21 protein-coding genes are annotated in these 25,223 nt (G+C 70.6%); 5 read left to right on the forward strand and 16 right to left on the reverse strand.

Translation table 11 applies throughout. The features are described 5' to 3' along the window. Positions 1–9: 9 nt before the first annotated feature. The 10 genes from ACPL7H_RS13670 to ACPL7H_RS13715 form a co-directional block, all read right to left on the reverse strand. Positions 10–1,062 (reverse strand): App1 family protein, encoded by a 1,053-nt coding sequence (locus tag ACPL7H_RS13670; protein WP_424797433.1) that lies wholly within the window; start codon positions 1,060–1,062, stop codon positions 10–12. A gap of 40 nt (positions 1,063–1,102) precedes the next feature. Further along, complete coding sequence (locus tag ACPL7H_RS13675; protein ID WP_424797434.1) at positions 1,103–1,333, reverse strand: DUF6458 family protein; 231 nt, start codon at positions 1,331–1,333, stop codon at positions 1,103–1,105. A 187-nt stretch (positions 1,334–1,520) separates the two neighbouring features. After that, positions 1,521–1,832: a hypothetical protein gene (locus tag ACPL7H_RS13680; RefSeq protein WP_424797435.1), complete on the reverse strand. Its 312-nt coding sequence runs from the start codon at positions 1,830–1,832 to the stop codon at positions 1,521–1,523. 58 nt (positions 1,833–1,890) lie between these two features. Then, positions 1,891–2,535: a VOC family protein gene (locus tag ACPL7H_RS13685; protein ID WP_424797436.1), complete on the reverse strand. Its 645-nt coding sequence runs from the start codon at positions 2,533–2,535 to the stop codon at positions 1,891–1,893. Between the two features lie 116 nt (positions 2,536–2,651). Then, complete coding sequence (locus tag ACPL7H_RS13690; protein WP_424797437.1) at positions 2,652–7,496, reverse strand: NAD-glutamate dehydrogenase; 4,845 nt, start codon at positions 7,494–7,496, stop codon at positions 2,652–2,654. Positions 7,497–7,650: 154 nt separating this feature from the next. Then, complete coding sequence (locus ACPL7H_RS13695; RefSeq protein WP_424797438.1) at positions 7,651–8,283, reverse strand: YigZ family protein; 633 nt, start codon at positions 8,281–8,283, stop codon at positions 7,651–7,653. 90 nt (positions 8,284–8,373) lie between these two features. After that, positions 8,374–8,928 carry a pyridoxamine 5'-phosphate oxidase family protein gene (locus ACPL7H_RS13700; protein WP_424797439.1) on the reverse strand — a complete coding sequence of 185 codons (555 nt, stop codon included), beginning with the start codon at positions 8,926–8,928 and terminating at the stop codon, positions 8,374–8,376. A 67-nt stretch (positions 8,929–8,995) separates the two neighbouring features. Further along, entirely contained in the window at positions 8,996–9,388 is a 393-nt protein-coding gene (locus ACPL7H_RS13705) for a cupin domain-containing protein (protein ID WP_424797440.1), read from the reverse strand. 93 nt (positions 9,389–9,481) lie between these two features. Next, positions 9,482–9,715, reverse strand: coding sequence for a hypothetical protein (locus ACPL7H_RS13710; RefSeq protein ID WP_424797441.1), 234 nt, complete (start codon positions 9,713–9,715; stop codon positions 9,482–9,484). 171 nt (positions 9,716–9,886) lie between these two features. Further along, complete coding sequence (locus ACPL7H_RS13715) at positions 9,887–11,614, reverse strand: glycerol-3-phosphate dehydrogenase/oxidase (RefSeq protein ID WP_424797442.1); 1,728 nt, start codon at positions 11,612–11,614, stop codon at positions 9,887–9,889. A 149-nt stretch (positions 11,615–11,763) separates the two neighbouring features. Between ACPL7H_RS13715 and ACPL7H_RS13720 the strand changes: the two genes are divergently transcribed. The 4 genes from ACPL7H_RS13720 (at position 11,764) to ACPL7H_RS13735 (ending at position 16,662) form a co-directional block, all read left to right on the forward strand. Further along, positions 11,764–12,618, forward strand: coding sequence for an HAD-IIA family hydrolase (locus ACPL7H_RS13720; protein WP_424797443.1), 855 nt, complete (start codon positions 11,764–11,766; stop codon positions 12,616–12,618). A 140-nt stretch (positions 12,619–12,758) separates the two neighbouring features. Next, positions 12,759–13,739, forward strand: a complete 981-nt coding sequence (locus tag ACPL7H_RS13725) for a type II CAAX prenyl endopeptidase Rce1 family protein (protein ID WP_424797444.1) — start codon at positions 12,759–12,761, stop codon at positions 13,737–13,739. A gap of 151 nt (positions 13,740–13,890) precedes the next feature. Then, positions 13,891–15,387 (forward strand): DNA cytosine methyltransferase, encoded by a 1,497-nt coding sequence (locus ACPL7H_RS13730; protein WP_424797445.1) that lies wholly within the window; start codon positions 13,891–13,893, stop codon positions 15,385–15,387. A 9-nt stretch (positions 15,388–15,396) separates the two neighbouring features. After that, a complete protein-coding gene (locus ACPL7H_RS13735; RefSeq protein WP_424797446.1) occupies positions 15,397–16,662 on the forward strand; it encodes a hypothetical protein in 1,266 nt (421 codons plus the stop codon). Here ACPL7H_RS13735 and ACPL7H_RS13740 read toward each other — a convergent pair. Then, positions 16,630–17,196, reverse strand: coding sequence for a GNAT family N-acetyltransferase (locus tag ACPL7H_RS13740; RefSeq protein WP_424797447.1), 567 nt, complete (start codon positions 17,194–17,196; stop codon positions 16,630–16,632). The genes ACPL7H_RS13735 and ACPL7H_RS13740 overlap by 33 nt on opposite strands. A gap of 183 nt (positions 17,197–17,379) precedes the next feature. On the opposite strand from ACPL7H_RS13740, the gene ACPL7H_RS13745 reads away from it, so the two are divergent. After that, on the forward strand, positions 17,380–18,963 hold the full coding sequence (locus tag ACPL7H_RS13745; protein WP_424797448.1) for an amidohydrolase: 1,584 nt from the start codon (positions 17,380–17,382) through the stop codon (positions 18,961–18,963). A 79-nt stretch (positions 18,964–19,042) separates the two neighbouring features. Here ACPL7H_RS13745 and ACPL7H_RS13750 read toward each other — a convergent pair whose 3' ends face one another. From ACPL7H_RS13750 to ACPL7H_RS13770, 5 genes are all read right to left on the reverse strand, one after another. Next, complete coding sequence (locus ACPL7H_RS13750; protein WP_424797449.1) at positions 19,043–19,405, reverse strand: hypothetical protein; 363 nt, start codon at positions 19,403–19,405, stop codon at positions 19,043–19,045. Positions 19,406–19,501: 96 nt separating this feature from the next. Further along, positions 19,502–20,764, reverse strand: a complete 1,263-nt coding sequence (gene hutI, locus ACPL7H_RS13755) for an imidazolonepropionase (RefSeq protein ID WP_424797450.1) — start codon at positions 20,762–20,764, stop codon at positions 19,502–19,504. Then, positions 20,764–22,434 carry a urocanate hydratase gene (locus ACPL7H_RS13760; RefSeq protein WP_424797451.1) on the reverse strand — a complete coding sequence of 557 codons (1,671 nt, stop codon included), beginning with the start codon at positions 22,432–22,434 and terminating at the stop codon, positions 20,764–20,766. The genes hutI and ACPL7H_RS13760 overlap by 1 nt, the downstream gene beginning before the upstream one ends. 83 nt (positions 22,435–22,517) lie before the next feature. After that, complete coding sequence (locus ACPL7H_RS13765; RefSeq protein ID WP_424797452.1) at positions 22,518–23,669, reverse strand: ABC transporter ATP-binding protein; 1,152 nt, start codon at positions 23,667–23,669, stop codon at positions 22,518–22,520. Further along, positions 23,666–25,216, reverse strand: a complete 1,551-nt coding sequence (locus tag ACPL7H_RS13770; RefSeq protein ID WP_424797453.1) for an ABC transporter permease — start codon at positions 25,214–25,216, stop codon at positions 23,666–23,668. Before ACPL7H_RS13770 ends, ACPL7H_RS13765 begins: the two co-directional genes overlap by 4 nt. Between the last annotated feature and the right edge of the window lie 7 nt (positions 25,217–25,223).

Consider the following 25,223-nt stretch of genomic DNA (forward strand, 5'->3'; position numbering starts at 1 on the left):
TCCGCTCTCTCAGTCCGGGGGCGCTGCGTCCGCCAGGGCGTTGAGGACCTGGGGGGCCAGGGCCACACCGTCCCCACCCAGGAACTGGGGCGCGCCCCGCATCCCGCGGCGCCGGTCGGCGTCGGGGAGGGCCACCGGGGTGCCGTGGGACAGGATCTGCTCGCCGGGGGTGAGCTGGCGGATCGCGATCGCCGCCACTGCCCCGGGGAACTCCTGGGCGAACTCGGCGTAGATCGCCGGATCGCGCTGACCGTCATCGCCCACCAGCACCCAGCGCACGTGCGGGAACTCGGTGTGCAGCCGCCGCAGAGTGCGCTCCTTGTGCTCCCGGCCGGAACGGAACCAGCCGGTATTGGTCGGGCCCCAGTCGGTCATCAACTTCGGGCCGAACGGATAGTCGTGCTCGTGCAGGAACTCCGCGATCGCGGGCACCACGTTCCACGCACCAGTGGACAGGTAGAACACCGGCAGGTCGGACACCTGCTCCTCGACCCGGCGGTAGAACCGGGCCATCCCCGGAACCACCCGGCGGCTGCTGTGGTGGCGCACGAACGTGTTCCAGACCGCGATCAACGGGCGCGGTACGGCGGTGATCATCACGGTGTCGTCAATGTCGCTGATCAGGCCGACCCGGGCCCGGGAGGAGATGATGCGCACCCGGGCCGGGACCGGCGTGCTGGCCCGGGCGCGCAGGGTGACCTGGTGCCAGCCGGGCGCCAGGCCGTGGCCGTGCACGGACAGGTCGATGTAGCCGCCGCGGTCGGCACGGGTGTGGTGGTCCCGGCCGTCGATGGTGACCGTGACCGGGATCATTCCCACCGGCGCCGTCACGTACGGGCGCCAACCGCGTACCGGCTTGGCCGGTGCGTCGGCCTCGGCGTCGGACTCCGGCAGCGGGTTGCGGGTCATCACCACCCGGCCCAGGATGCGCACGAAGTCCGGCGATCCGTACCCGGTGTGCGCGATGGTGCGGGGGCGCCACCCGCGGTTGCGGAGGAAGTGGATCAGTCGACGGTTCAGCGCGTCCTCGACGGCGGCGGCAACATGGGTACCCGCTGGCATGCGATCTCCGTGCGCAGGGCGTCCGTCCGAGCCCGCCGGCTCAGGCCCGTGGTGCCGGCGGGGGCCCCTCGTCGCGACGCTCCACCACCTCTCGGTGGGAGGTGTTGGCCCGCTGGCCCTGGAGCACCAGGGACAGCACGATCGCCAGCACACCGGCACCCATGCAGATGTAGCCGATCATGGTCAGGTCCACCGCGTTGATGTTGTCCCTGACGGCGAAGCCCAGGATCGCTCCGACCACTAACAGGAAGACTCCAAGTCCGATCCTCATCTGCCAACCTCTCCTTCGTTTCGGCGCCGGTTCTCGACGCACGGCGCGCGAGGGCGCGACACCATGGTGGCGCAGGTTGACCGGTCCGGCATGTCGGGACGAGGCACGCGTCCTCCGCCGGTCAGTCCGGGCGCAGGTCACGCGCCGGGTGAACTCCGCCATCGCCGGCCGACCCGGGGGGTGCGGCTCACTCGCCGGGCGTGCCCCGCCGTCGTCCGGGGTTGACCGTGCCCAGCACCGCCCCGGGGGTGGCGCCGGCGGCGCGGGCGCGTTCCTGCAGCGTGTGCGCCTCGGCCTTGATCATCGGGTTCCGGGCACCGCAGAAGACGCACTCCACCTCATACCGGGTGGACACCGTAACGGTGGGGATGAAGAACAGGGTGAGTTTGCCTATGTCCTCGATCAGCCGGTGCGCCGCCGGATTCTGGCAGTGCCCGCAGATGAGGGTGACCGTGGCCAGCACGGTGCGGTAGGGCTTCACCCCGCCGATCAGAATCATGCCACCAGGGTACGCGCGCGGGCAGAGCCACGGGCCCGCTCGCGGGCCCTGACGCAGGTCAGGTCAGGTGCACCGGCCCGTTCGGGGTCTGCAACCGGGCGTGCAGGGTGGTGCTCGCCCCGGACTCGATACTCAGGTCCACCCCAAGCAGGTCCAGCACGCCGCGCACCCGATCGGGTTCCGGGTGCGTGGCTTGCACGCCGAGCAGTTCCACGGTGGGGAGGTCGCCCAGGGCCGGGTGGTCGGTGCTGCCCCAGTCGATCAGGAACGGAACCGCCGGGGAATGGGCCCGGGGGCGGGAGAGCCGCCAGTGCAACTCGGTGCCCTCCGGGGTGCGCCGCGACAGTGGTTCGATCGGGCCTGGGTCGTACCCATCGGCCCGGGCCCGCTCGATCACCGACTCCAGGTCCGGCGGGTGCACAGCGAAGGTGACCAGGCGGGCGTCGTCCAACGCATCGATGCCGAACGTGGTGATCGGTTCGGTGGACGGGCGGTCCGGGTCCGGCCCGATGATCTCCAAGTAGCCGCGGGTGCGCTGCCCGTCGACGGTGAAGGCGACCAGGTGGTTCGCGGTACCGCGGGGGTGCTTGCCCCCCGGCGCGGGGGCCACGCCGGTGCGTTCGGTGAACTCGGCCACCGCGGCGTTCAGGTCCGGTCCGGCGTACACCAGGTGGTCGAAGTGGGTCGGTACGGGTGCGTTCATAGCGGCCACCGTAGGCAGGGGCCGACGACGACGCACCGGATCCGGCTTCTGTCTCACCTGGCGGTTGGCGCACCCCGGGTTGCCGAGGGGGTCGGGGCGCGGCCTGGTCGCTGGGGCTACCGCAACAGGCTCCGCACCCCGCGCAGGGCCACCGACAGCGGTGCCAGGCCGGGGGAGTCGATCGCCAGGATGTCCGTCAGGGACTCCTCCACCCGGCCTACCGCGGCACCGATCTGCTCGGCCCAGTTCTCGATCCGAGCCGACGCCTCACCGTCCTCGGTCTCACGCATGATCACCGCGCTGAGCAACTCGGCGGTGGCGTAGAGGTCATCGCGCATCGAGGCCCGGGCCAGGGTGGCCCAGCGTTCGTCTCGCGGCAACCCGGCCACCTCGATGAGGAGATCGTCGATGCGGAACCGTTCCGAGACCGCGAAGTACAGTTCCGCGGACCGCTCCGGCGGGCACCCGGCCTCATCGGCGAGCTGGACCACGTCCAGCAGCGACAGGCTGGGCAACAACCCGGCGAACTGCTCGGCCAGTTCCTCCGGGACCCCCGCTTGCCGCATCTCCTCGGCACGGGCGTGGAAGCGCTCCAGTTCCGCCCCGCGCAGGAACTGCGGCAACTGGGCGCGCAGCGCCGTGACCCGCTCCGAGAAGCGTTCGACCTCCGCGGCCACGTCCAGTTGGTCGTGCCGCTGGTGGGCGAACCAGCGGGTGGCCCGGTCCAGCAACCTGCGGAAGGACAGGTACAACTCCGCCTGGGTGCCGGCGTCCACCTTGGTGTCCAACGCCTCAACCGCGCTGGTGAACTCGACCAGATCGAAAATCTCCCGGCTGGCTGCGTAGGCCCGCGCCACCTGCTCGCTGCTGGCGCCGGTCTCATCGGCAGCCCGGAACGCGAAGCTGATGCCACCGCGGTTGACCATCGAGTTCACCACCGTGTTGATGATGATCTCGGAGCGCAGCGGGTGGGCCTCGATCGCCTCGGCGTACTTCTCGCGCATGGCGGTGGGGAAGTACTCGGCCAGGGTCTTGCTGAACCAGGAGCCATCGGCGATGGAGGTCTGGGCCAGGTCGTCCTTCAGGGCGATCTTGGAGTAGGCCATCAGCACGCTGAACTCCGGCTGGGTGAGCCCGTGCCCGGCCTCGGCCCGGGCGTCCAGTTCCTCCTCATCGGGTAGGAACTCCAGCTCCCGGTCCAAGTCGCCACGCTTCTCCAACCACTGGATCAACCGGCGGTGCACCCCGAGCATCTGCGCGGACTGGGCGCGGGAGTTGGACAGCAACACGTTCTGTTCGTAGTTGTCCCGCAGCACCAGCTCGGCGACCTCATCGGTCATCGAGGCCAGCAGTTCGTTGCGCTCGGATCGGTCCAGACCCCCATCGCGCATCACTTCCCGCAGCGGGATCTTGATGTTGACCTCAAGGTCCGAACTGGACACGCCCGCAGAGTTGTCGATCGCGTCGGTGTTGATCTGCACCCCGTTCATCGCGGCCTCGATCCGGCCCAACTGGCTGGCCCCGAGGTTGCCGCCCTCGCCCACCACCTTGACGCGCAGGTCCCGCCCGTCCACGCGGATCGCGTCGTTGGCGCGGTCGCCGATGTCGCTGTGGGACTCGGCCGAGGACTTGATGTAGGTGCCGATCCCGCCGTTCCAGAGCAGGTCCACCGGCGCCAGGAGCATCGCCTTGATCAGCTCGGTCGGGGCCAGTTCGGTCACGTCCTCACCGAGTCCCAACGCGGCGCGTACCTGCGGGGTGATCTCGATGGACTTGGCGGTGCGCGGGTACACCCCACCCCCGTCGCTGATCAGGTCGGTGTCGTAGGACTCCCAGGTGGTGCGGGCCTCGGAGAACAGTCGCCTGCGTTCGGCGAAGGAGGTGGTGGCATCCGGGTCGGGGTCCAGGAATATGTGCCGGTGGTCGAAGGCGCCCACCAGGCGGATGTGTTCGGACAGGAGCATCCCGTTGCCGAAGACGTCCCCGCTCATGTCCCCGATGCCCACCACGGTGAAGTCCTCGGACTGGGTATCCATCCCCCGCTCGCGGAAGTGCCGCTTGACCGACTCCCAGGCGCCCCGCGCGGTGATGCCCATCGCCTTGTGGTCATACCCGGCCGAGCCACCGGAGGCGAAGGCGTCGTCGAGCCAGAACTCGTACTCGGCGGAGATCTCGTTGGCCACATCGGAGAAGGTGGCGGTGCCCTTGTCCGCAGCCACCACCAGGTAGGGATCGTCATCGTCGTGGCGCACCACCCGCTCCGGTGGCACTACGTCGTCGCCGCGGCGGTTGTCGGTCACGTCCAACATGCCGCGGATGAACGCCCGGTAGGAGGCCTCGCCCTCGGCGAGCCAGGCGTCCCGGTCTGCTGCCGGGTCGGGTAGTTGCTTGGCGTAGAAGCCGCCCTTGGAGCCGCCGGGCACGATCACCGCGTTCTTGACCATCTGAGCCTTGACCAGCCCGAGCACCTCGGTGCGGAAGTCCTCCCGGCGGTCGCTCCAGCGCAGCCCGCCGCGGGCCACCTTACCGAATCGCAGGTGCACCCCCTCCACCTGGGGGGAGTAGACCCAGATCTCCGCGGTGGGCACCGGGCTGGGGATGCCGGGCACCTGGGCGCAGTCGATCTTGAAGGAGATGTGCCCGACCGGGTTGCCCTCGGCGTCGGTGCAGAAGTAGTTGGTGCGCTGGGTCGCGCCGATCACACCCATGTAGGCGCGCACCATCCGGTCGTGGTCCAGACTCGGCACGTCGTCCAGGGCGGTGATGATCTCGGAGGTCAGTGTCTCCTCGGCCTGCCGCCGGGCGGTCATGTCCGTGCCCGCGGGGTGGTCCGGGTCGAACCGGGCCTCGAACAGGCGCACCAGTTTGGTAGCCAGTTCGGGGTTGGCCACCAGCCCGGCCTCCAGGTACTCCACCGAGAAGATCGAGCCAACCTGGCGCAGGTAGCGGGCGATGGTCCGCAGGACCACCACCTCGCGCCAGTCCAGCCCGGCGCTGAGCACGAGATGACCCAGCACGTCGCTCTCGGCCAGCCCGGCTCGCGTCGCCAGGAACGCCTCGGTGAAGCGGTGTTCCCGGTCATCGGTGACCCAGAGATCCTCGCTGCCGGCCCGCAGGCCGAAGTCGTACACGAACGCCTCCGCCTGGGTGTCGGTGGCACGGACCCGGAAGGGGCGCTCGTCCAGGACCTCCACACCAAGGTCGGTGAAGGTGCCCAGCACCTCGGTCAGGGACACCGGGCTGCGACGGTACACCTTGAGGCGTCGCTCACCCGGGTTGGCCTCCTCCGGGCGGTACAACGCCAAGGCGGTGTCGTCGTCGTCGGCCAACCCCTCCAGGGCGAGCAGGTCCGAGACCGCCGCGTCCGGGGAGACCATCTCCTTGTATGCCTCGGCGAACCGGCCGGTGTAGGTCGCGACCAGGTCGTAGGCCTGTTCTTGCGGTACCCGGTCCAGGGCGGCCTCGAGCACCTTCTCCTCCCAGGTGCGGGTGGCCCGCACCAGTTCGGACTGGATCTGCTCCACATCAACCTCGGGCAGCGCCCGTCCGTGCCGCACCCGCACCACGAAGTGCAACTGCGCCAGCGGGGAGTCGGCCACCCGGGTGGTGAACTCCACCGTCTCGGCCCGGTAGGCCTTGCGCAGCACGTGCTCCATCGCCAGGCGCACTGCGGTGTTGTACCGATCGCGCGGGATGAAGACCAGGGCGGAGACGAACCGGCCGAACTCATCGGTGCGCAGGAACAGTTTCGAGCGGCGCCGTTCCTGCAGGTACAGGACCTCCTGGGCGACCTCGGCCAACGTGGCCACGTCGGTCTGGAAGAGCTCGTCGCGCGGGAAGTTCTCCAGCACCTGCAGCAGATCCTTGCCGGAGTGGGAGTGGGCGCTGAACCCGCTGCGGTGCAACACCTCGCGCACCTTGTCGGCAGCGATCGGCAGGCGCAGCACCGACTCGGCGTAGGCCGATGAGGTGAGCATGCCCAGGAAGCGCCGCTCCCCGGTCACCGCACCGGATTCGTCGAATGTGCGGATACCGATGTAGTCCAGGTAGGTGGATTTGTGCACGGTGGCACGAGAGTTGGCCTTGGTGATCGTGAGCAACCGGGGCTCGCGCGCGGTGGCCTGGGCCTGCGGCTGCAGCCGGGTGTAGGGCTTCTCCGGTTCCCCGCGCAGGATGCCCAGCCCGCTCTCCGGTACCGGGCGCAGCACGTCCTCACCGTCGACGGTGTCCAGGCTGTACTCGCGGTAACCCAGGAAGGTGAAGTGGTCATCGGCGAGCCAGGTGAGGAACTCCCGGGTGGGCCCGACCTCGGCGGAGTCGACGGTGTGCGGCACACTCCGGACCAGGTCGGAGGTGATCTGCTGGCACTTCTGCCGCATCGCCTGCCAGTCCTGTACCGACTTGCGGACGTCCTCGAGCACCTCCTCCACCCTCTGCTGCAGGCGGTCGAGGCGGTCGGCGTCGGTGATCCGGTCCACCTCGAGGTGCATCCAGGACTCGGCGATGCCCTGATCCGCGGGCGGGCGTTCGCTGAGTACCTCGGTCAGGTTCCCGTCCCGGTCGCGCCGCACCATCAGTTGGGGGTGCACCACCAGGTGCACGGAGAGGCCCTCCCCGGCCGCGGCTGCGGTGAGGGAGTCGACCAGGAACGGCATGTCGTCGGTGCACACCAGGACCGAGGAGTGCGGGGAGGTCCACCCGTTGGCCTCGCGCTGGGGGGACAGCACCCGCACCAGGGTCTGCCCCTGCCGGCGGGTGCCGGCGAGTTCGTACATCGACTGCACCGCCCCGGCAAGGTTCGCCGGCTCACGTTCTGCCAGGTCCTCCGGAGCCACGTGCTCCAGTACTCGCGGCAACACCTCCGCTACGTGGTCCTGCCCCTGCTCGGCCGCCAGATCAGCAGCACCGCGAAGGATCTCGTCCCGATCGGGACTAGGTTCGCGCAGGATCGACTGGTTCATCTTCTACCCCTGATCGGTGTACTTCGGTGTACCTGTGGAGCCTATCGCTGATCAGCATGTCGGCAGCCCGAAGGGGGTGGCGGCGCCGGCGGAGGCCGGCGACGGCTGCCGTGCTCAGGTGCCGGGGTTGCGGGCCGCCGGCCAGGACGCTTACTCAGGCAGGGGTGTCCACCCAGGTGGAGCCCGCCGGCACCGGTTCCACCGTTCCACCGGTGAGCTCGGCGACCAGGGCGCCCAGCCCCTCGGATCGCTCCCCTGGCACTCCCAGACGCAGCGTGGCCGCGGCGGAGTAGGTGGTGTCGAGTACCTGCACACCCCGGGCCCGCAGGTCCGCCTCCACCTTCCCGGCGGTGGCGTGGTCCAGCTCCAGGGTGTACTCCATGAGCAGTTCCCGGGCCACCAGCCCGGCCTCGTCCAGGCCCGCCCGGACGGCGTCGGAGTAGGCGCGGATCAAGCCTCCGGTGCCCAGCAGCACCCCGCCGAACCAGCGGGTCACCACCGCCACCACGTCGGAGACCTCCCGGCCCCGCAGTACCTCCAGCATCGGTGCCCCGGCGGTTCCGGCCGGCTCGCCATCGTCGGAGGACCGTTGCACGCCCGCATCGGGACCGAGCACGAACGCCGAGCAGTGGTGAGCGGCATCCCAGTGCCGCTTGCGCAGCCCCTCGACGACGGTCCGGGCCGCCTCCTCGGTGCTCACCCGGGCCAGGGTGCACAGGAAGCGGGAGCGCTTGACCTCGATCTCCGCCTCACCGTCGGTGGCGAGGGTCAGGTATCGGGTGGTCACCGTTCCATTATCGCCCGTCCGACGCCCGAGCTCTGAGCCCCCGTGTTCGATCGGGATGCGCAGCGGTCGGGAGTTGTGCGCTGCTGCCGCCTACCGTGGTGCCGGCGCCGGGATGAGTTCCCACCGACCGTCGCGAAACTCCAGCCGGGCCTGGCGGCGGCCGAAGGGCTCCGGCGCGATCACGGCCAGCCCGTCCCAGATCTCCATGGCCGTGGGGGTGCAGACCACGTTGACGTAGTCCGGTCCGGGGCCACCGGGCCAGAACGCCCGGAAGAAGTGGCGGAACCGGATGGGTGCGTCCGCACCGACGATCTTGGCGTCGCATTCCAGCGTCACGCACGCCCGGCGCCGATCGTCCTGGAACACCAGCAGGCACCTCGCTGACCGCCGGATATGGGAGACCTTGCGGGAACCGGGATCGGTGCCGAACCAGAGCGTGCCGTCGGCAGCCCGGGCGACCGGCTCGATGACGCGGGCGACCGGGCCGCCGGGGGATTCGGTGATCATGAGGCAGTAGCGCTTGGCACGCACGATGCCCCACGCGCGGTCCACCATCGCCCGCGGGTCGGTGACCATCCGCCGCCTGGCCCAGCGCCGGTACAGCAGCCCGACCCGCCCGAAGAAACGTCGCCTCAGCCCACGCATGGTGACAGTGTCTCGCGCGTGGCCGGCCCCGTCCGCCTCGTCATCGGCCGGAGCCGCGACCGACTCATCACCGGAGTTCGCGCAGCGCGGATGTCATCACTCCGCCGGCATCACCGGTGTTCACCGTGCCCCGGGGTTCGATGAGCATGGCGAGCACTTCCTGCTCCGCGTACGGGCGGTGCTCCACACCGGCGGGGACGACGAAGGTGTCGTGCGGCCCCAGACGCACGTCGCCATCGCGCAGACTGATCGTCAACTCCCCGGACAGGACGTAGAACAACTCGTCCGTGGCGGGATGACTGTGCCAGACGAACTCCCCCATGATCTTGACCACTTTGAGGTCGTAGTCATTGATGCTGGCGAGCCGATGGGGCTGCCAGGGCTCGGCGATCTGGACCAGCGCGGTCAGCGCATTGCGCACCCCGCCGGCGAGATCTGGTTGCGGGACGTTCTCCACCACGTTCGCCTCCGTTGCGTCGCGCCGCGGCCACGGGGCCGGCGGCTGTGCCTCAGGTGATGCCGCACCATGTGTGCCGCGCCCCACCGTCCCATGCTATTTGCGGCGTTGCCCAAGGTTTGTACGACCGCTGGCGCCGGTGGGGTTGGTCGGGTCCGCCTCAAGGTGTGGGTTCTCCAGATCGGCATCGAGGGCGATCTGCAACCCCACGGCGGGCCCCATCGCCTTCCGGAACCGGGTGAGCAGCATGAACACCGTGAAAACCCGAAACTTCATGCCGTACTTGCCGGCCGGCGCTCGATTTGCGTGGTGGCGGTTCTTGCCGGCCACACCGGCCTGGTCACCGGTGTGATTCTGCACGCGATCGCCGGGGCCGGCCCTGCGACTCAGTCGCTCAGCACAGTTCCAAGGTGCGCGCCAGCGCCGCCACGCAGTCGGCCAGGAGCATCCGGTGCAGCCAGGCCCGCCAGATCTGCCAGGTCCGCACGCACCATCAGAGCCTCAGCCCTCCCGGCCCATCGGGGCCAGCGGCACCCGCTCGGGTGCCTGGGTGCGGGCCCGGACGGCGTCGTCGTCGGCCAGGGTGGACAGCGCCTCCTCCTCGGCCCGGGCCAGTGCCCGGTAGGAGTCGATCTCGGCGGCCCTGGTCTCGGCGTCCCAACCCAGTAACGGGGCGGCGATGTCGGCGATCTCGGGCAGCGCCGCCAAGCCGCGGTCGCGGGACTCATAGAACAGCCGGACCCGCCGCTGCAGGATGTCCTCCAGGTGCAGGGCTCCCTCGTGGGTGATCGCCCAGGCCACTTCCGCGCGCAGGTACGCAGGCGCGGCGGCCAGGGGCTCACCCAGGCCCGGGTCGTCCTGCACCGCTGCGCTGATCTGGGCCAGTTCGGTGCCGTAACGGCCCAGCAGGTGCTGCAACCGGTCACCGGTCCACCCGTGCCGGGCGCCGATCCGGCCGGCCTGGGCGGTGATCGCCTCCAGCCCGCTGGCGCCCACCAGCGGGGTGCGGGCGGTGACCGAGGGGCGGGCCTTGGCACGCTCGGGGCCGATCGCGTTATCCACCGCGTGCTCGGCCATCAGCCGGTACGAGGTGAGTTTGCCACCGGTGATCACCGTCATCCCCGGTGCCACCTCCAGCACGGTGTGGTCGCGGGAGATCTTGGTGGAGGCGGCGTCCTCGCTTGGCTGCACGAGCGGGCGCAGCCCGGCGTAGACACCGATGATGTCCTCGAAGGTCAACTCCGAGCGCAGCACCCCGTTGGCGTGCTCGAGCAGGTAGTCCACGTCCGGGCGGGTGGCCACCGGCCGCAGCGGCTCCTCGCTCCAGGGGGTGTCGGTGGTGCCGATGATCCAGTACCGCTGCCAGGGGATGATGAACAGCACCGACTTCTCGGTCCGCAGGAAGATCCCGGCCCTGCCCCGGATCCGGTGGCGCGGCACCACGATGTGGATGCCCTTGGACATCAGCACCCGCACCTTGGCCTCATCGGTGGCCAGGGCCTCGGTGTCCTCGGTCCACACCCCGGTGGCGTTGATGACGTGCTTGGCGTAGACGCGGTGACGCTGACCGGTCTCCAGGTCCACCACCTCGGCGCCGACCACGCGGGGGCCGTCCTTGATCAGGTCCACCATCTGGGTGCGCGAGGCGGCGTGAGCACCGTAGGACTGGGCGGTGCGGACCAGGGTGGTGACCAGCCGGGCGTCATCGACCCGGGCGTCGTAGAAGCGGATCGCACCGATGAGTTCGTCCGGGCGGATGTCGGGGAACAACTGCAGCGCGCCCCGCTTGGAGTAGTGCTTCTGCAGCGGCACCGCCCGCCCGCGGAATCCGGCCACGGCCATCGCGTCGTACATGCCCACCCCCACCGCGGAGTAGGCCCGTTCGATCACCCGGCGCTTCAGCGGCCACAGGAACGGTTGGGCCTGGACCAGGTGCGGGGCGGTGGTGGTCAGCAGCAGCGCGCGCTCCCGCAGCCCCTCGGCAACCAGTTTGAAATCCAGGTTGTACAGGTAGCGAAGCCCGCCATGTACCAGTTTCGATGACCAGGCGGAGGTACCGCCGGCCCAGTCCTGCATATCCACGATCCCGGTGCGCAGGCCCCGGGTGACGGCGTCCACCGCGACCCCGGCGCCGGTGACCCCACCGCCGATCACCAGCACGTCCAACTGCTCGGTACCCAGCGCGGCCAGAGCATCAGCCCTGCTTCGGGGGGTCAAGGCTGAGAACAAGGCAGTTCCTCCACGGCTCGCACGGACACGAGCCCGGGGTACACGCAACCCCGGGCCGGACTGTGCCCTATGTTTCTCCTAATCGCACCCTTTGTGCAACGCGGCCGCCCTGCCGAGCAACGTGGCCACCCCGCCGACCAAGGAGTCCCATGCCCGGCCCAGTCCTCCCCGGACCCGCCCCCACCGGCCTCTTCGAGGCCTACATCTTCGACATGGACGGCACGGTCTACCTGGGTGAGGAGATGCTGCCCGGGGCCACCCGGTTGATCACCGAACTGCGCCGGCGGGGACTGCCGGTGCGGTTCCTGTCCAACAACCCCACCAAGGACCCGGGGCAGTACGCCGAGAAACTGGACCGGCTCGGCCTGCCCACCGCCGAGGACGAGATCGTCAACACCGTGGTGACGATGACACGGTGGCTGCAGACCCATCACCCGCAGGCGAAGGTCTTCCCGATCGCCGAGGAGCCACTCGTGCGGGCGTTGGGTGAGGCCGGTATCGCGATCACCGACGATCCGGCCCAGATCGACATCGTGATCGCCTCCTACGACCGCACCTTCACCTACGCCAAACTGCAGATCGCCTTCGATGCGCTGTGGTTCCACGGCCGAGCGATCCTGGTCACCACCAACCCGGATCGGTACTGCCCCTTCCCGGGCGGACGCGGGGAACCCGACGCCGCCGCGATCGTCGCGGCGATCGAGGCGTGCACCGGGGTGAAGCTGAGCAAGAACGTGGGCAAGCCGGATCCGGACATGCTCACCGCCGCGCTCGCCGGCCTCGATGTGGACCCTGTCAACGCCCTGATGGTGGGGGACCGGTTGCACACCGACATCCGGATGGCGGCCGACGCCAGCATGCCTTCGGCGATGGTGCTGACCGGGGACTCCACGGCCGACGAGGTGGCCGACACCGAACCCGCCCACCGGCCCACGTATGTGCTGGACCGGGTGGACCACATCCTTCCTGCCGCCCTGCGGGCCGAACTCGGCTGGGTGGAATAGCCGGGTAGGGGGTGGTCGGCCTGCCGGCAGCACGGACGACGACGAGGTGCACCCCGCGTGCAGGATGCACGACGGCGGGGCTCACCTGAGGTCGCCTGTGCCGGTCTGGCGGCATGCCCGATCCCTGGCAGACTGTGGGCGTGCCTTCCTCGCCCGCGGTATCGGACCCCGATGGTGACCACGGCTCCACCGATATCGAGGCGGACGTGCGTCCTCGCCGCGACGGTGATCGGGTGACCGCGTCCGGTTACGAGGGTACCGACCGTGCCGGGAGCGCCGACGGTCGGCCCGCGACCGCCGCCGATGCCGTCCATGACATGGACGTGGTACCGCCGGGCTGGCATCGCAAACTGCTTCCGGCATTCGGGGTGAGCCTGTCGGCGTTCCTGCTCTTCGGCGTCGAGGTGGGTTGGCCCGGCCATGCGGTGCTGATCGCCAGCCTGGGGGCGGCCTACCTGGTGGACCGCGGCCTGGCCAAGGACCTGCTGCTGATCGGCGTGGGTATCACGATCGTGTCCACCACATCGGTGGCGGCCGACGTGAGTTGGGACCGGTTCTTCACGATCGGGATCGTGCTGGCGCTCGCGGTGGCCACCCCGTTCCTGATCGACCGGCTGATCTACCGGCGCAAGGCGATCCGGTTCCCCTGGCGGGGCCACCGCAAATGGACCCCGGTGCAGAAGGGATACATGCTGCTGGTCCCGTTCCTGGGCTGGCTGATCCTGCCGTTCTACTTCATCCGATCCGGGGCGTACCAGAACTGGCCGGCCATCACCGACACCAGCGAGTTGGTCCGCTTCTTCATCGGCGTGAACTACGTGGGCACCTGGGATGAACTGTTCTTCATCTGCACCTGCTTCGTGCTGCTGCGCCGCCACTTTCCGATGTGGACGGCCAACATCCTGCAGGCCATCATCTTCGTCTCCTTCCTCTACGAACTGGGCTACACCCACTGGGGCCCGCTGCTGACCGCACCGTTCGCGCTGCTGCAGGGCTACATCTTCACCAAGACCCGCTCGCTGACCTACGTGGTGATCGTGCACCTGCTCTTCGACGTCATCGTTTTCCTCGCGATCGTGCACTCCCACAACCCGGACTTCTTCCCCTACTTCCTGTACTGATCCCGCGTCCACCGCGCCGGGGTCCCCGGGATGAGCCACCGGATCACCAGCCGCTCGTTCGACAGCGGATTCGCCGGGGACTTCGCCGGCGGCGATGTCACAGTTGGGGCATACGGTCGATCTCGTTGCTGACGAAAGCCGAGGAGTGTCGATGACCGCTGTGTCCTGCCCGCCCGGGGGGAAGCGTGAACGGGCGGAGGCTGCGCCGTCGTCGGGTGTCGTGGGCGTGGGCGAGCCGGGACCGGCCGTTGAGCGGGGTAAGCTGGCCAGCATGCTGGGCGGTAGTGGTGAGGCGGCGTTCGACTTCGTCGACCTCTTCGCCGGCGTCGGCGGGTTCCACGCCGTCCTCGGCGCCCTGGGCGGGCGGGCCACATTCGCCTCCGAGATCGACCCGGGGGCCGCCCGGGTGTACCGCGACAACTGGAACATGGGCGTGCACGGGGACATCATCCCGCTCACCGCCGAACGCATGGACGTGCCCGACCATGACGTGCTGGCCGCCGGCTTCCCCTGCCAACCGTTCTCCAAGTCCGGCTTCCAGAAGGGGATGGAGGAGACCCGCGGCACGCTGTTCTTCAACATCGCCCGGGTGCTGGAAGAACGCCGGCCCACCGCGATCCTGCTGGAGAACGTGCGCAACCTGGCCGGGCCGCGGCACCGCGACACCTGGGCCACCATCATCCGCACCCTGCGGGACCTGGGCTACCAGGTCTCGACCACCCCCACGATCTTCTCCCCGCACCTGCTCCCACCCGAGCTGGGCGGACGCCCGCAGGTGCGTGACCGGGTCTTCATCACCGGAACCTACGTGGGGCCGCGCCGGGCGTGGGCGCAGTCCTGGGACGAGCCCGTGGTGCCCAACCGGCCGGTGGCCCGGCCCGACGGCGGCCTCTGGGACCCGCACCGGTGGGATCTGCGGTCCGATCTACCGCTGCTGAGCGAGGAGGAGATCCCGGACCTGCAGCGCTACCGGCTCAGCCCCACCGAGACCGAGTGGATCAGCGTGTGGGATGAGTTCGTGCAGATCATGCGCCCGCGGGTGGCCACGCTGCCGGGCTTTCCGATCTGGGCCGATGCGTTCCTGCCCGAGCCGCAGATCACGCAGGGGACCCCGCTGTGGAAGGCGAACTTCCTGCGGAAGAACGCCGAGTTCTACCGCAGCCACCAGCGGGTGCTGGACGGCTGGCTGCAGCGGCATCAGCACCTGGCCCACTTCCCGGCCTCGAGACGCAAACTCGAGTGGCAGGCCCAGGACGCCGAGTCGCTGGGGTCCACGATCATGCACTTCCGGCCCTCCGGGATCAGAGCCAAGAAGCCCACCTACGTGCCGGCCCTGGTCGCGATCACCCAGACCACCATCCTGGGGGACAAACGGCGCCGGCTGACCCCGCGCGAGGCCGCCCGGTTGCAGGGCCTGCCCGATGAGTTCACCTTCGGCGACCAGCCAGCAGCCGCCTCCTACCGGCAGATGGGCAACGGGGTGAACGTCGGGGCCGCCTACTACGTGCTGCGCCAACACCTGCTGCGCACCATCGATGACGTCGAGGACCGCTCACCCGGCCTGGCCCGCGCGGTGCGGCAGGCGCCGGCCAACCCCGATGTGGCGATGGCGCCCGGCTCGGCCCTGGCGCAGTCCGGCGTCGCCTGAGAACCAGGCATGGGCGCACAGGTGGTCGACCAGCTCGGCCCGGACGGCACGGTGGTCCAGGACACCGACGCCAGGATCCGCCCGGCCGAGCGCGTGGCGATCCTGGGGCGGTATCTGCCGGAGGTCTACGTGCAGCAGGTGGGCTCCGAGAAGGTGCTGATAGCCGGGGACAACGCGTTGCTGGTGCGGCAGGTGCACCATCTGGGCCATCCCTGGCCAGGGTTCAAGAAGCGGATCCAGATACCGAACCAGTGGATCGGCATCCATCACCTGCTCCGGGAAGGTGGGCTGCGGCCGCGCTTCGTCGGCCTCTACCACTACGAAGGCACCACGATCTTCGTGGACTTCGACCCCGACACCTACGTGGCGCGGAAGGCGAACAACTCCGCCGCGCACGTGTCCTCCAATGATCTGTTCCAGGCCCAGGCGCGTGGCTCCTTCAGCCGTCGGGACCGGAACGGTAACCGGCTCACCAGCGTGCGCGCGGACTCCTTCGCGCACTATCTGCGCACCGGCGACGTGGGGACCGATCCGCATCTGGAGGTCCTGCAGCAGTTCAACGAGGTATTCATCGACGGTCAACTGACCATGTCCAGCACCGCGGTGCAGCGGATGCACCGGGCCGCCTGGCCCGACAGGTTCCAGGGCGAGTGGCCCGGCTTCTACCTGGAGTACCGGCTGGAGGAGTTCCTCCACGCCGGCGGCCACACCGACCGGGTGCGGCACCTGAAGAACAAGACCCCCGGCGGGTTCGACTACGACCTGCAGTTCCGTGACGGTCCCACCGTCGCCCACTACGGGGACCTGAAGGCCTCCGACCATGTGCAGAAGGAGGCCCCGGGTAACGACGCCGCCTCGGTGCGGGCGTGCGTGCAGGAGTACGGCAAGTTCTGGTTCGTGCTCTATGAGCACCAGACCTGGAAGGCCAAGGACAACCAGAACGCCGCCACGATCGAATGGAACAGGTGGCGCCGGGACGCCGGGTACGTGGCCCGGAAGGGGTTCAACGAACTGTCCTACGCCGGCCGGTTCAAGGAAGCGGTCCGGTTCTTCTCCATGAAGGTGCTGGAGGTCAACACCGGCAACTTCCACACCGTGCTCGGCGACTTCGCCCAGGGCCGCCAGCCCAGCGGCGATGCCCGGGCGCTGAAGGTGATGATCCGTAAGGACCGGATCGACAACTTTCTGGTGCACAGCCACCAGGTGGAGGTCCCCGAACCCGAACCGCTCGCCCCGGGTCGGTTAACTCCCCGCGCCGACACCACGTTGTGGTGAGGCCGGCGGCCCGGTGCTGTCCCGGTCCCGGCCCATGATCACCGCGGCCGGGCCGCTGTCGCCGTACCGGAAGTCCGGCAGGAGCTCGACGAACCCGGCCCGCCGGTACAGCCGGCGTGCCGGGTTCGTCGGGGCCGTGGCCAGCAGGACGCGTTGGTGCCGGGTGGTGTGCAACAGGTGATGCAGGAGCATGCCCCCGGTGCCCCTGCCCTGGTGCTCGGGGGCCACCACCAGTTCGGCGAGTTCGAAGGCGTCCTGCATCCAATCCGCATGGTCGGCCGCCTGCAGGGTGGGACCGATCTGTTCGGGCCACCAGTGCCCGCGTTCGAAGGTGAATCCGAAAGCGAAGCCCACCGACCCTCCGTCCACCCGGGCCAGCAGCAGCCGCGCGCCGTGGTACTCGCGCATACACCGGGTGTAGGTGTCGGTGAACTGCCGGGTGACCGAGGCCGGGTAGCCGAACGCGGCGGCGTAGAGGGTGGTGACCTCGTCGGCGCCGGTCACCGCCTCGGCGCGGGTCAGGTCGACGATCACCTCCCGAACCCTAGTCCCATGTGGTGGGTGGCTCGCGGTCCCCGGCTTACCCGCGCCTGGACATGCCGCTCCCGGCACCGGGGAATGTCGCATTCCTGCACCGGCCACGCTTGTGCACACCTCGCCCCGTGGTGCCACGGCAGGGCATCTGGGCACGTACCCTCCTTGCGGGAAGGAGTGTGCATGGAAGCGATCGAACGGGAGCAGCGCACCGGGGATGCGCCGCTCGTGATCCGCAGGGTGCGGTTGCCAGGGCCGGTGGCAGCCGACGACGGCGTACCCGGCCGGGCCGGGAATGGTCACCCTGCCGTGGCGGGCGGCCCGGGCGAGCAGGTGTGGGACGCCGCGATCGCGGACGGTCGGGTCGTACGGATGGTCCCCACCGGGCACCTGGAGGCACCGGCCGGGTCCGACCAGATTGACGCCGAGGGCCGCTTCCTGCTGCCGGGCCTGTGGGATGAGCACACCCACATGGTGCAGTGGGCCCTGGCGATGTCCCGGTTGGACCTGAGCGGGGCGACCTCGGCGGCACAGGTGATGGACCTGGTGCGCACCGCCCTGCCTACGGACCGCCCCGTGGTGGGTTACGGATTCCGTGACGCGCTGTGGCCCGACGTTCCGAGCCGGGATCTCCTCGATCAGGTAGCCGGTTCGGTGCCCGTGGTGCTCGTCTCGGGTGACCTGCACTGCGCCTGGGTGAACACCGCCGGCGCGGACCTGCTGCAGGTTACGGTCGGGGCCGACGGGCTGGTCCGTGAGGGCGCGTGGTTCGAGGCGATGCCCCGGCTGGACGCTGCGACCGTAGCCGGGGCGGAAGGCGCCCTGGCCAAGGCGTTGCCGCTGTTGGCGGCCCGCGGTGTGGTCGGTGTGGTGGACCTGGAGTGGGCGGACAACATCAGCGACTGGCGCACCCGGCTCAGCGCCGCCGTGCCGGCCCTGGTCCGGGTGGAGGCCGGGATCTACCCCGACCGGCTCCCGGCGGCGCTGGCCGAGGGTTGGCGCAGTGGCCAGGTGGTGCCCGGAACCGGTGGGCTGGTGCGGGTGGGACCGCTGAAGATCCTCTCCGACGGGTCGCTGAACACCCGCACCGCGCTGTGCCGCGACCCCTACCGGGGATCAGCCCAGGTGGACCGGGCTCCCGGCGGGGGCTATGGGTACCGGGAGTACGACGTGAGCGAGATGGTGGAACTGGTCCGGCGGGCAGCCGGTGGAGGCATCACCGCCACGGTGCACGCGATCGGGGATCTGGCTGTCACCGCCGCACTGGACGCCTTCGAGGCCACCGGCTCCGGCGGCCGGATCGAGCACGCCCAGTTGGTGCACCCCTCCGATCATGCGCGGTTCGCCGCCCTGGGCGTGGTGGCCGGTGTGCAACCAGAGCACGCCATGGATGACCGGGATCTGGCCGAGCAGTACTGGCCCGAGCGCACAGGGTGGTGCTTCCCGCTGGCGGACCTGGCCCGGGCCGGCGCGACGATCCGCTTGGGTTCGGACGCGCCGGTGGCGCCACTGGACCCGTGGGTGACGATCAGCGCCGCGGTGACCCGCAGCCGGGACGGCCGGGAGCCGTGGCACCCCGAGCAGGCGCTACCGGTCTCGACGGCGCTGGCAGCCAGTACGCGCGGGAAGGGGAGTGTGCGCGCGGGCCAGGACGCCGACCTGGTGCTGACCGACGTCGACCCCCACACCGCGGACGGTCAGGCGCTGCGGACCATGCCGGTCTGGGCGACCATGGTCGCCGGTCGGTGGACATACGGTCCCGCCTGAGCCGGCGGGCACCGGCCGGCCGGAGCCCGCCCGAGTGAGGCGTCCCGGGCCAGGCGCGCACTCGGCGCGTGCGCGTCAGTCAGCGCGCAGCGCGGGAGGCGAGCAACCAGCGGATCCCGGCCACCACCAGGACCAGCAGCAACACGAACATGATGGTGCTGGCGATGATCGCCCCGGGGTTGTCAGCATCCCCGGCGAACAGGTCGCCCAGGTCCATGAGGTTCGGCAGGGAGCCCAGCGCCCCCAGCAGCGCCAGCACCAGGACCACGACCAGGGCGGGTTTACGGGCCTTCGTCCCGCGTGCGATCAGGGCACAGACCAGCAGCAGCACCCCCACGAAGGCGGGGATCAGCGCGGTGATGCTGGCGGCAGCGGTGGCGATGTAGGCCACGGCGCCGGTGGCGATCAGGGCGATGGACACGAGCAGAGTCAGGGTAATCACGGATCTTGCCTCGGTTCGGGGCTGATGGCCGACTTGATCCTACCGGCTGTAGGAGTCGATTCCGCCACACTCCGACCCGGGGCGGTCGCCGCCGACTCAACCCCCGGCGTGCTCACCCCACTCCAGCGTCCGAGCCAACGGCACTCCGGGCCGGTAGGCCAGGTGCGTCCGGGTCGGGGCGTCCAGCACCGCCAGGTCCGCCCGCGCCCCGACCCCCAGGTGCCCCACGTCCTCGCGCCGCAGCGCTGCCGCGCCACCGGTGGTGGCCGCCTGGATCGCCTCGTCCACGCTCATCCCCATCTCCCGCACCGCCAGGGCGATGCACAGCGGCATCGAGGAGGTGAAGGAGGTGCCGGGGTTGCAGTCGGTGGACAGTGCCACGGCGACCCCGGCGTCCAGCAACCTGCGCGCATCGGGGTAGGGCGACCGGGTGGAGAACTCCACCCCGGGCAGCAGAGTGGCCACGGTGTCCGAGCCGGCCAGGGCCATCACGTCCTCATCGGACAGGTACGTGCAGTGGTCCACGCTGACCGCCCCCAGTTCCACCGCCAGTTGTGCCCCGGGCCCGTACCCGAGTTGGTTGCCGTGCACGCGCAGACCCAGGCCCGCCCGGGCGCCCGCCTCCAGCACTGCCCGGGACTGCTCACCGTCGAAGGCCGAGGCCGCCGCCGGTTCACAGAACACATCCACCCACCGGGCGTGCGGGGCGCACTCGCGCAGCATCGGCCCCCTGACCAGGTCGACGTACGCGTCGGCCCGCCCGGCGAACTCCGGTGGTACCACGTGCGCACCCAGGAAGGTGACCTCCGGGGTCACCTCCGCCGCCAGTTGCAGCGAGCGCACCTCGTTGGCCACGTCCAGGCCATAACCGGACTTGACCTCCATCGTGGTGGTGCCCTGGGCGCGGGCCTCGGCCACGAACGCCCGGAGCCGCTCACGCAGCACTCGCGTGGAGGCCTCCCGGGTGGCCGCCACGGTCACGGCGATCCCGCCGCCGTCGTAGGACTGCCCGCTCATCCGGGCGGCGAACTCCGCCGAGCGGTCCCCGGCGAAAACCAGGTGGGTGTGGGAGTCCACGAACCCCGGCAGCACGCATGCCCCGTCGACGTCGATGCGGGCGTCGGCCGCGGGTGTCGCCCGGCCCCGGCCAACCCAGGCGACCCGCCCGCGCGGGCGGCTGACGCCGTCACCGGCCACCGGAGCAGACCCGCCGGGCCCGGGCAGACCGCCCGCCGAGGCTGCGTCGTCGTCGGTCTCGATGACGAGGGCGGCGTCCTCGAGCACCCCCAGCGGGCCGGTGCCCAGCGCCGGGTCACCGGTCACCAGTTCTGCGATCCCGGTGATCGCGATGGCGGCCATCAGGTCTCCGAACCGGGCGCGGTGTGCATCGGGATCGGGACGCCGTGGTCACGGGCTACCTGCTCGGCGGGCTCATACCCCGCGTCCACGTGCCGGATGATGCCCATCGCCGGGTCGTTGCTGAGCACGCGCGCCAGTTTCCGGGCGGCCAGGTCGGTGCCGTCGGCCACGCTGACCTGGCCGGCGTGGATGGAGCGCCCGATGCCCACCCCGCCGCCGTGGTGCAGCGAGACCCAGGTGGCCCCGGAGGAGGCGGCGACCATGGCGTTGAGCATCGGCCAGTCCGCGATCGCATCGGACCCGTCGGCCATCGCCTCGGTCTCGCGGTAGGGGGAGGCCACCGAGCCGCAGTCCAAGTGATCCCGGCCGATCACGATCGGAGCGCGCAGGGTGCCATCGGCCACCATCTCGTTGAACCGCAGGCCCGCGCGATCGCGTTCGCCGTGACCGAGCCAGCAGATCCGCGCGGGCAGCCCCTCGAAGCTGACCCGCTCCTGGGCGGCGCGGATCCACCGACGCAGGTGGTCGTTCTCGCCGAAGAGGTCCAGGACCGCCTCGTCGGTCGCGGCGATATCGGCGGGGTCCCCGGACAGCGCCGCCCACCGGAAGGGGCCCTTGCCCGCACAGAACAGCGGACGGATGTATGCCGGGACGAACCCGGGGATCTCGAAGGACCGGTCGTACCCGCCCTTGCGGGCCTCGTCGCGGATGGAGTTGCCGTAGTCGAACACCTCCGCGCCGGCATCGGCGAAGCCGACCATCGCCTCCACGTGCGCCGCCATCGATTCCTGGGCGCGGACGGTGAACTCCTCGGGGTTGGCGGCGGCGTAGTCGTGCCAGTCGGCCAGGTCCACACCCTGGGGCAGGTAGGAGAGTGGATCGTGCGCCGAGGTCTGGTCGGTGACCACATCGATGGCCACGTCCCGGCGGAGCAGTTCGGTGAACACGTCCGCGGCGTTGCCCACCACACCCACCGAGACCGCCTCGCGCGCAGCCCGGGCCGTCTCCACCCGGGTGACGGCGGCATCGAGGTCCTCTGCGACCTCATCCAGGTACCGGGTGCCGACCCGACGGCGCAGCCGAGCCCCGTCCACGTCCACCACCAGGCACACCCCGCCATTGAGCGTCACCGCCAGGGGTTGCGCACCGCCCATCCCGCCGCACCCGCCGGTCAGGGTCAGTGTCCCGGCCAGGGTGCCGCCGAACCTCTTTGCGGCCACCGCGGCGAAGGTCTCGTAGGTGCCCTGCAGGATGCCCTGCGTTCCGATGTAGATCCAGGAGCCGGCCGTCATCTGTCCGTACATCGTGAGCCCGAGCTGCTCCAGGCGCCGGAACTCCGGCCAGGTGGCCCAGTCGCCCACCAGGTGGGAGTTGGCGATCAGCACCCGCGGTGCCCATTCGTGGGTGCGCATCACACCGACGGGTTTACCGGACTGGACCAGCAGGGTCTCATCGGCCTCCAGGCCGGTCAGCGTGGCCACGATCGCGCGATAGCTGGGCCAGTCGCGCGCCGCTCTACCGGTGCCGCCGTAGACCACCAGGTCCTCGGGGCGTTCGGCCACCGCTGGGTCGAGGTTGTTCATCAGCATCCGCAGGGGTGCCTCGGTCTGCCAGGACTTGGCGGTCAGGGCGGTCCCGGTGGGGGAGCGGACGACGTCGTGACTGCTCATGGCCACGACGGTACCGAAGTGGGCCGCGGCGCACCCGGGATCGAACGGCCTGAACCGCCGGCCCCGGGACGCGGCCCGGGGTGTCAGTGGTACTGCGGCTGGGCGGAGCCGGAGGTGCCGGCATCGCCGGCGCCGGGCGCGTCATGTCCGGTGGGATCCCCGACGACGGGTTCGGCCCCGGTCTCGGAGTTACCGGCGTAGCACCGGGCCTTGCCCAGCACCGCCACCGTCACGGGCGTGCCTGGTTGCAGTGCCGCCTGGGGGCCGTCGACCACCCGGGAGAGCACCGTGGTGTGATCCCCGGCTCGTAGGATCACCAGGGCGTCGTGGCCGTAGTAGTCCACCGACACCACGGTGGCCGGAGCGCCGGGACCCTCGGTGGGGTGGATGGTGACCTGCTCGGGGCGCAGCATGACCTGGGTCTGCCCCGGACCGGGTGTCCCGGTGACACCCAACCAACCGAGCACCGTGCGCACCCGCTGCCCGTCGCGCTCCAGGACCGGCAGCAACTGCGCCTCGCCCACGAACCCGGCCACCCAGGGGTCCACCGGCGCGCGGTAGATCTCAGCGGGACGGCCCGCCTGCAGGATCCGCCCGGCGCGCATCACCGCGATCTCATCGGCCATCGACAACGCCTCGGCCTGGTCGTGTGTGACCATCAACGCGGTGGCCCCGTCCTCGGCCAGCGCCTGGCGGACGACCTGGCGCACCTCGGTGCGCAGGGTGGCGTCCAGGGCGCTGAACGGTTCATCCAGCAGCACCAGCGGAGGCCGGGGCGCGAGTGCCCGGGCGACCGCCACGCGCTGCTGTTGTCCGCCGGAGAGCTCGTGCGGCATCCGGCTGCCGAGGCCGGACAGGCCGACCAGGTCCAGGCATTCAGCGACCCGGTCCCGGGTGCCGCGACGGCCCAGTTTGCGCCGGCCCAGGCCGAACGCGATGTTGTCCGCCACCGACAGGTGCGGGAACAGGCCGCCGTCCTGCGGCACGATGGCTGCGTGGCGCCGGTGCGGCGGCAGGTGCACCCCGGGCAGGGACACCGCCCGACCTTCCAGGGCGATGCGGCCGGCGTCGATCTCCTCGAACCCGGCGAGGACTCGCAGCAGTGTGGTCTTGCCGCAGCCGGAGGGCCCGAGCACCGCGAGCAGTTTGCCCGCGCCCAGGCTCAGGTCCACGCCGTCCAGGGCCCGCACCTGGCCGAAGGCCTTGTGCACCTGGACTACTTCGACAGCACTCACGGTTCCACCCTCACACTCTCCGGCGCCACCTGGGGGTGAGGTTTCTCACTGCTCACGCCGGCCCCGCGGATCCCGCTGCGGACCGTCAGCAGCCAGGTGGGCAGCGCGGCGACCAGGACCAGCAGCACGGCGTAGGGCGCGGCCTCGGCGTAGCGCTGCACCTCGGTGGCCGACCACAGCCGGGTGGCCAGGGTCTCCATCCCGGTGGGCCGCAGCAGCAACGTGGCCGGCAACTCCTTCATGCACGCCAGGAACACCAGCGCGGCTCCGGCGCGCACACCCGGGAGCGTGAGCGGGAGGGTCACCCGTGCCCAGGTGCGCCCCGGGCCCTCCCCGAGGGAGTGGCTCACTTCCTCCAGTCCGGGCGGTGCCTTCGCGGCGGCCCCGGCCACCGCGGCCAGGGCCAGGGGCAGGAACAACGTGGCATACCCCACGGCGAGCAACCAGACGCTTTGGTAGAGCGGGAGCAGCACGGCCACGCCCAGGAACACCAGTGACAGACCGACCACCACTCCGGGCAGGCCGTGCGCGAGATAGGCGGCGTGTTCCAGCGCCCGGGCCAGCCGTCCGGGGTGACGGGCCGCGTACAGCCCCACCGGGATCGCCAGCGCCGTGGTCACCAGCGCACCCGCGAGGGCCAGCCCGATAGACCCGGACGCTGCGCTGAGCACCTCCCTGACCGAGCCGGGCTGGGACAGACCGCGGGCGGACCAGCGAGCCATCGCGACCGCCGGGACCCCGAGGGCGACCAGTGCGGTGCCCATCATGGTGGCGTAGGCGACCCAGCGCCCGTACTTCCCGAGTTGGTGCATGGGGGCGGAGCGACGCACCCCGCTGCCGGTGCGGGCGTACCGGGCGCCACGGCGGCGGGTGCTGTGCTCGATCGCCAGGATCAGCAGCGTGAGCAGCACGAGCATGCTGGCCAGGCTGAGTGCGCCGATCCGGTCGAAGCCCGAACCCAGGGCGGTGAAGATCGCGCGAGTGAAGGTGTCCACCCGCAGCAGCGACACCGCTCCGAAGTCCGACAGCGCGTAGAGCACGGCGAGCAGGCCACCGGCGGCGATGGCCGGGCGCACTTGCGGGAGGGTGACGGTCATCAGGGTCTGCCACGGGCCCCGGCCCAGGGAGCGGGACACCTCCTCCTGCCCGGCGTCTGTCGCGGCCAGCGCCGCGGCCACCGGCAGATACACGTACGGCGCGGTGTAGAGGGTCAGCACCAGGGCGGCGGCCCAGAACCCCTCGAACCTGGCGGTTGAGGACCACAGGTCCGCCACCGCCGACCAGCTGAACGCGGCGACGTAACTGGGCACCGCCAGCGGCAGTGCCGCCACCACCGCCCAGAGGCGCCGCCCGGGCAGATCGGTGCGGGTGACCAGGTAGGCGCTGCCGACGCCGAGCGCCAGGCACCCGATCGCCACGACCAGGGCGAGCAGCATGGACGTGGCTGCCAGTGTCCCCACCCGCGGGCGGGTCACCGCGGCGAGCCAGGCATCGGGCCCGGCCCCGGCGACGCGCGCGATCAGATAGGCCAGCGGCACCAGTGCCACCGCGGTG

Source organism: Pseudactinotalea sp. Z1732, from assembly GCF_049724975.1.
In the GTDB taxonomy this organism is placed as follows: domain Bacteria; phylum Actinomycetota; class Actinomycetes; order Actinomycetales; family Beutenbergiaceae; genus CALKWS01.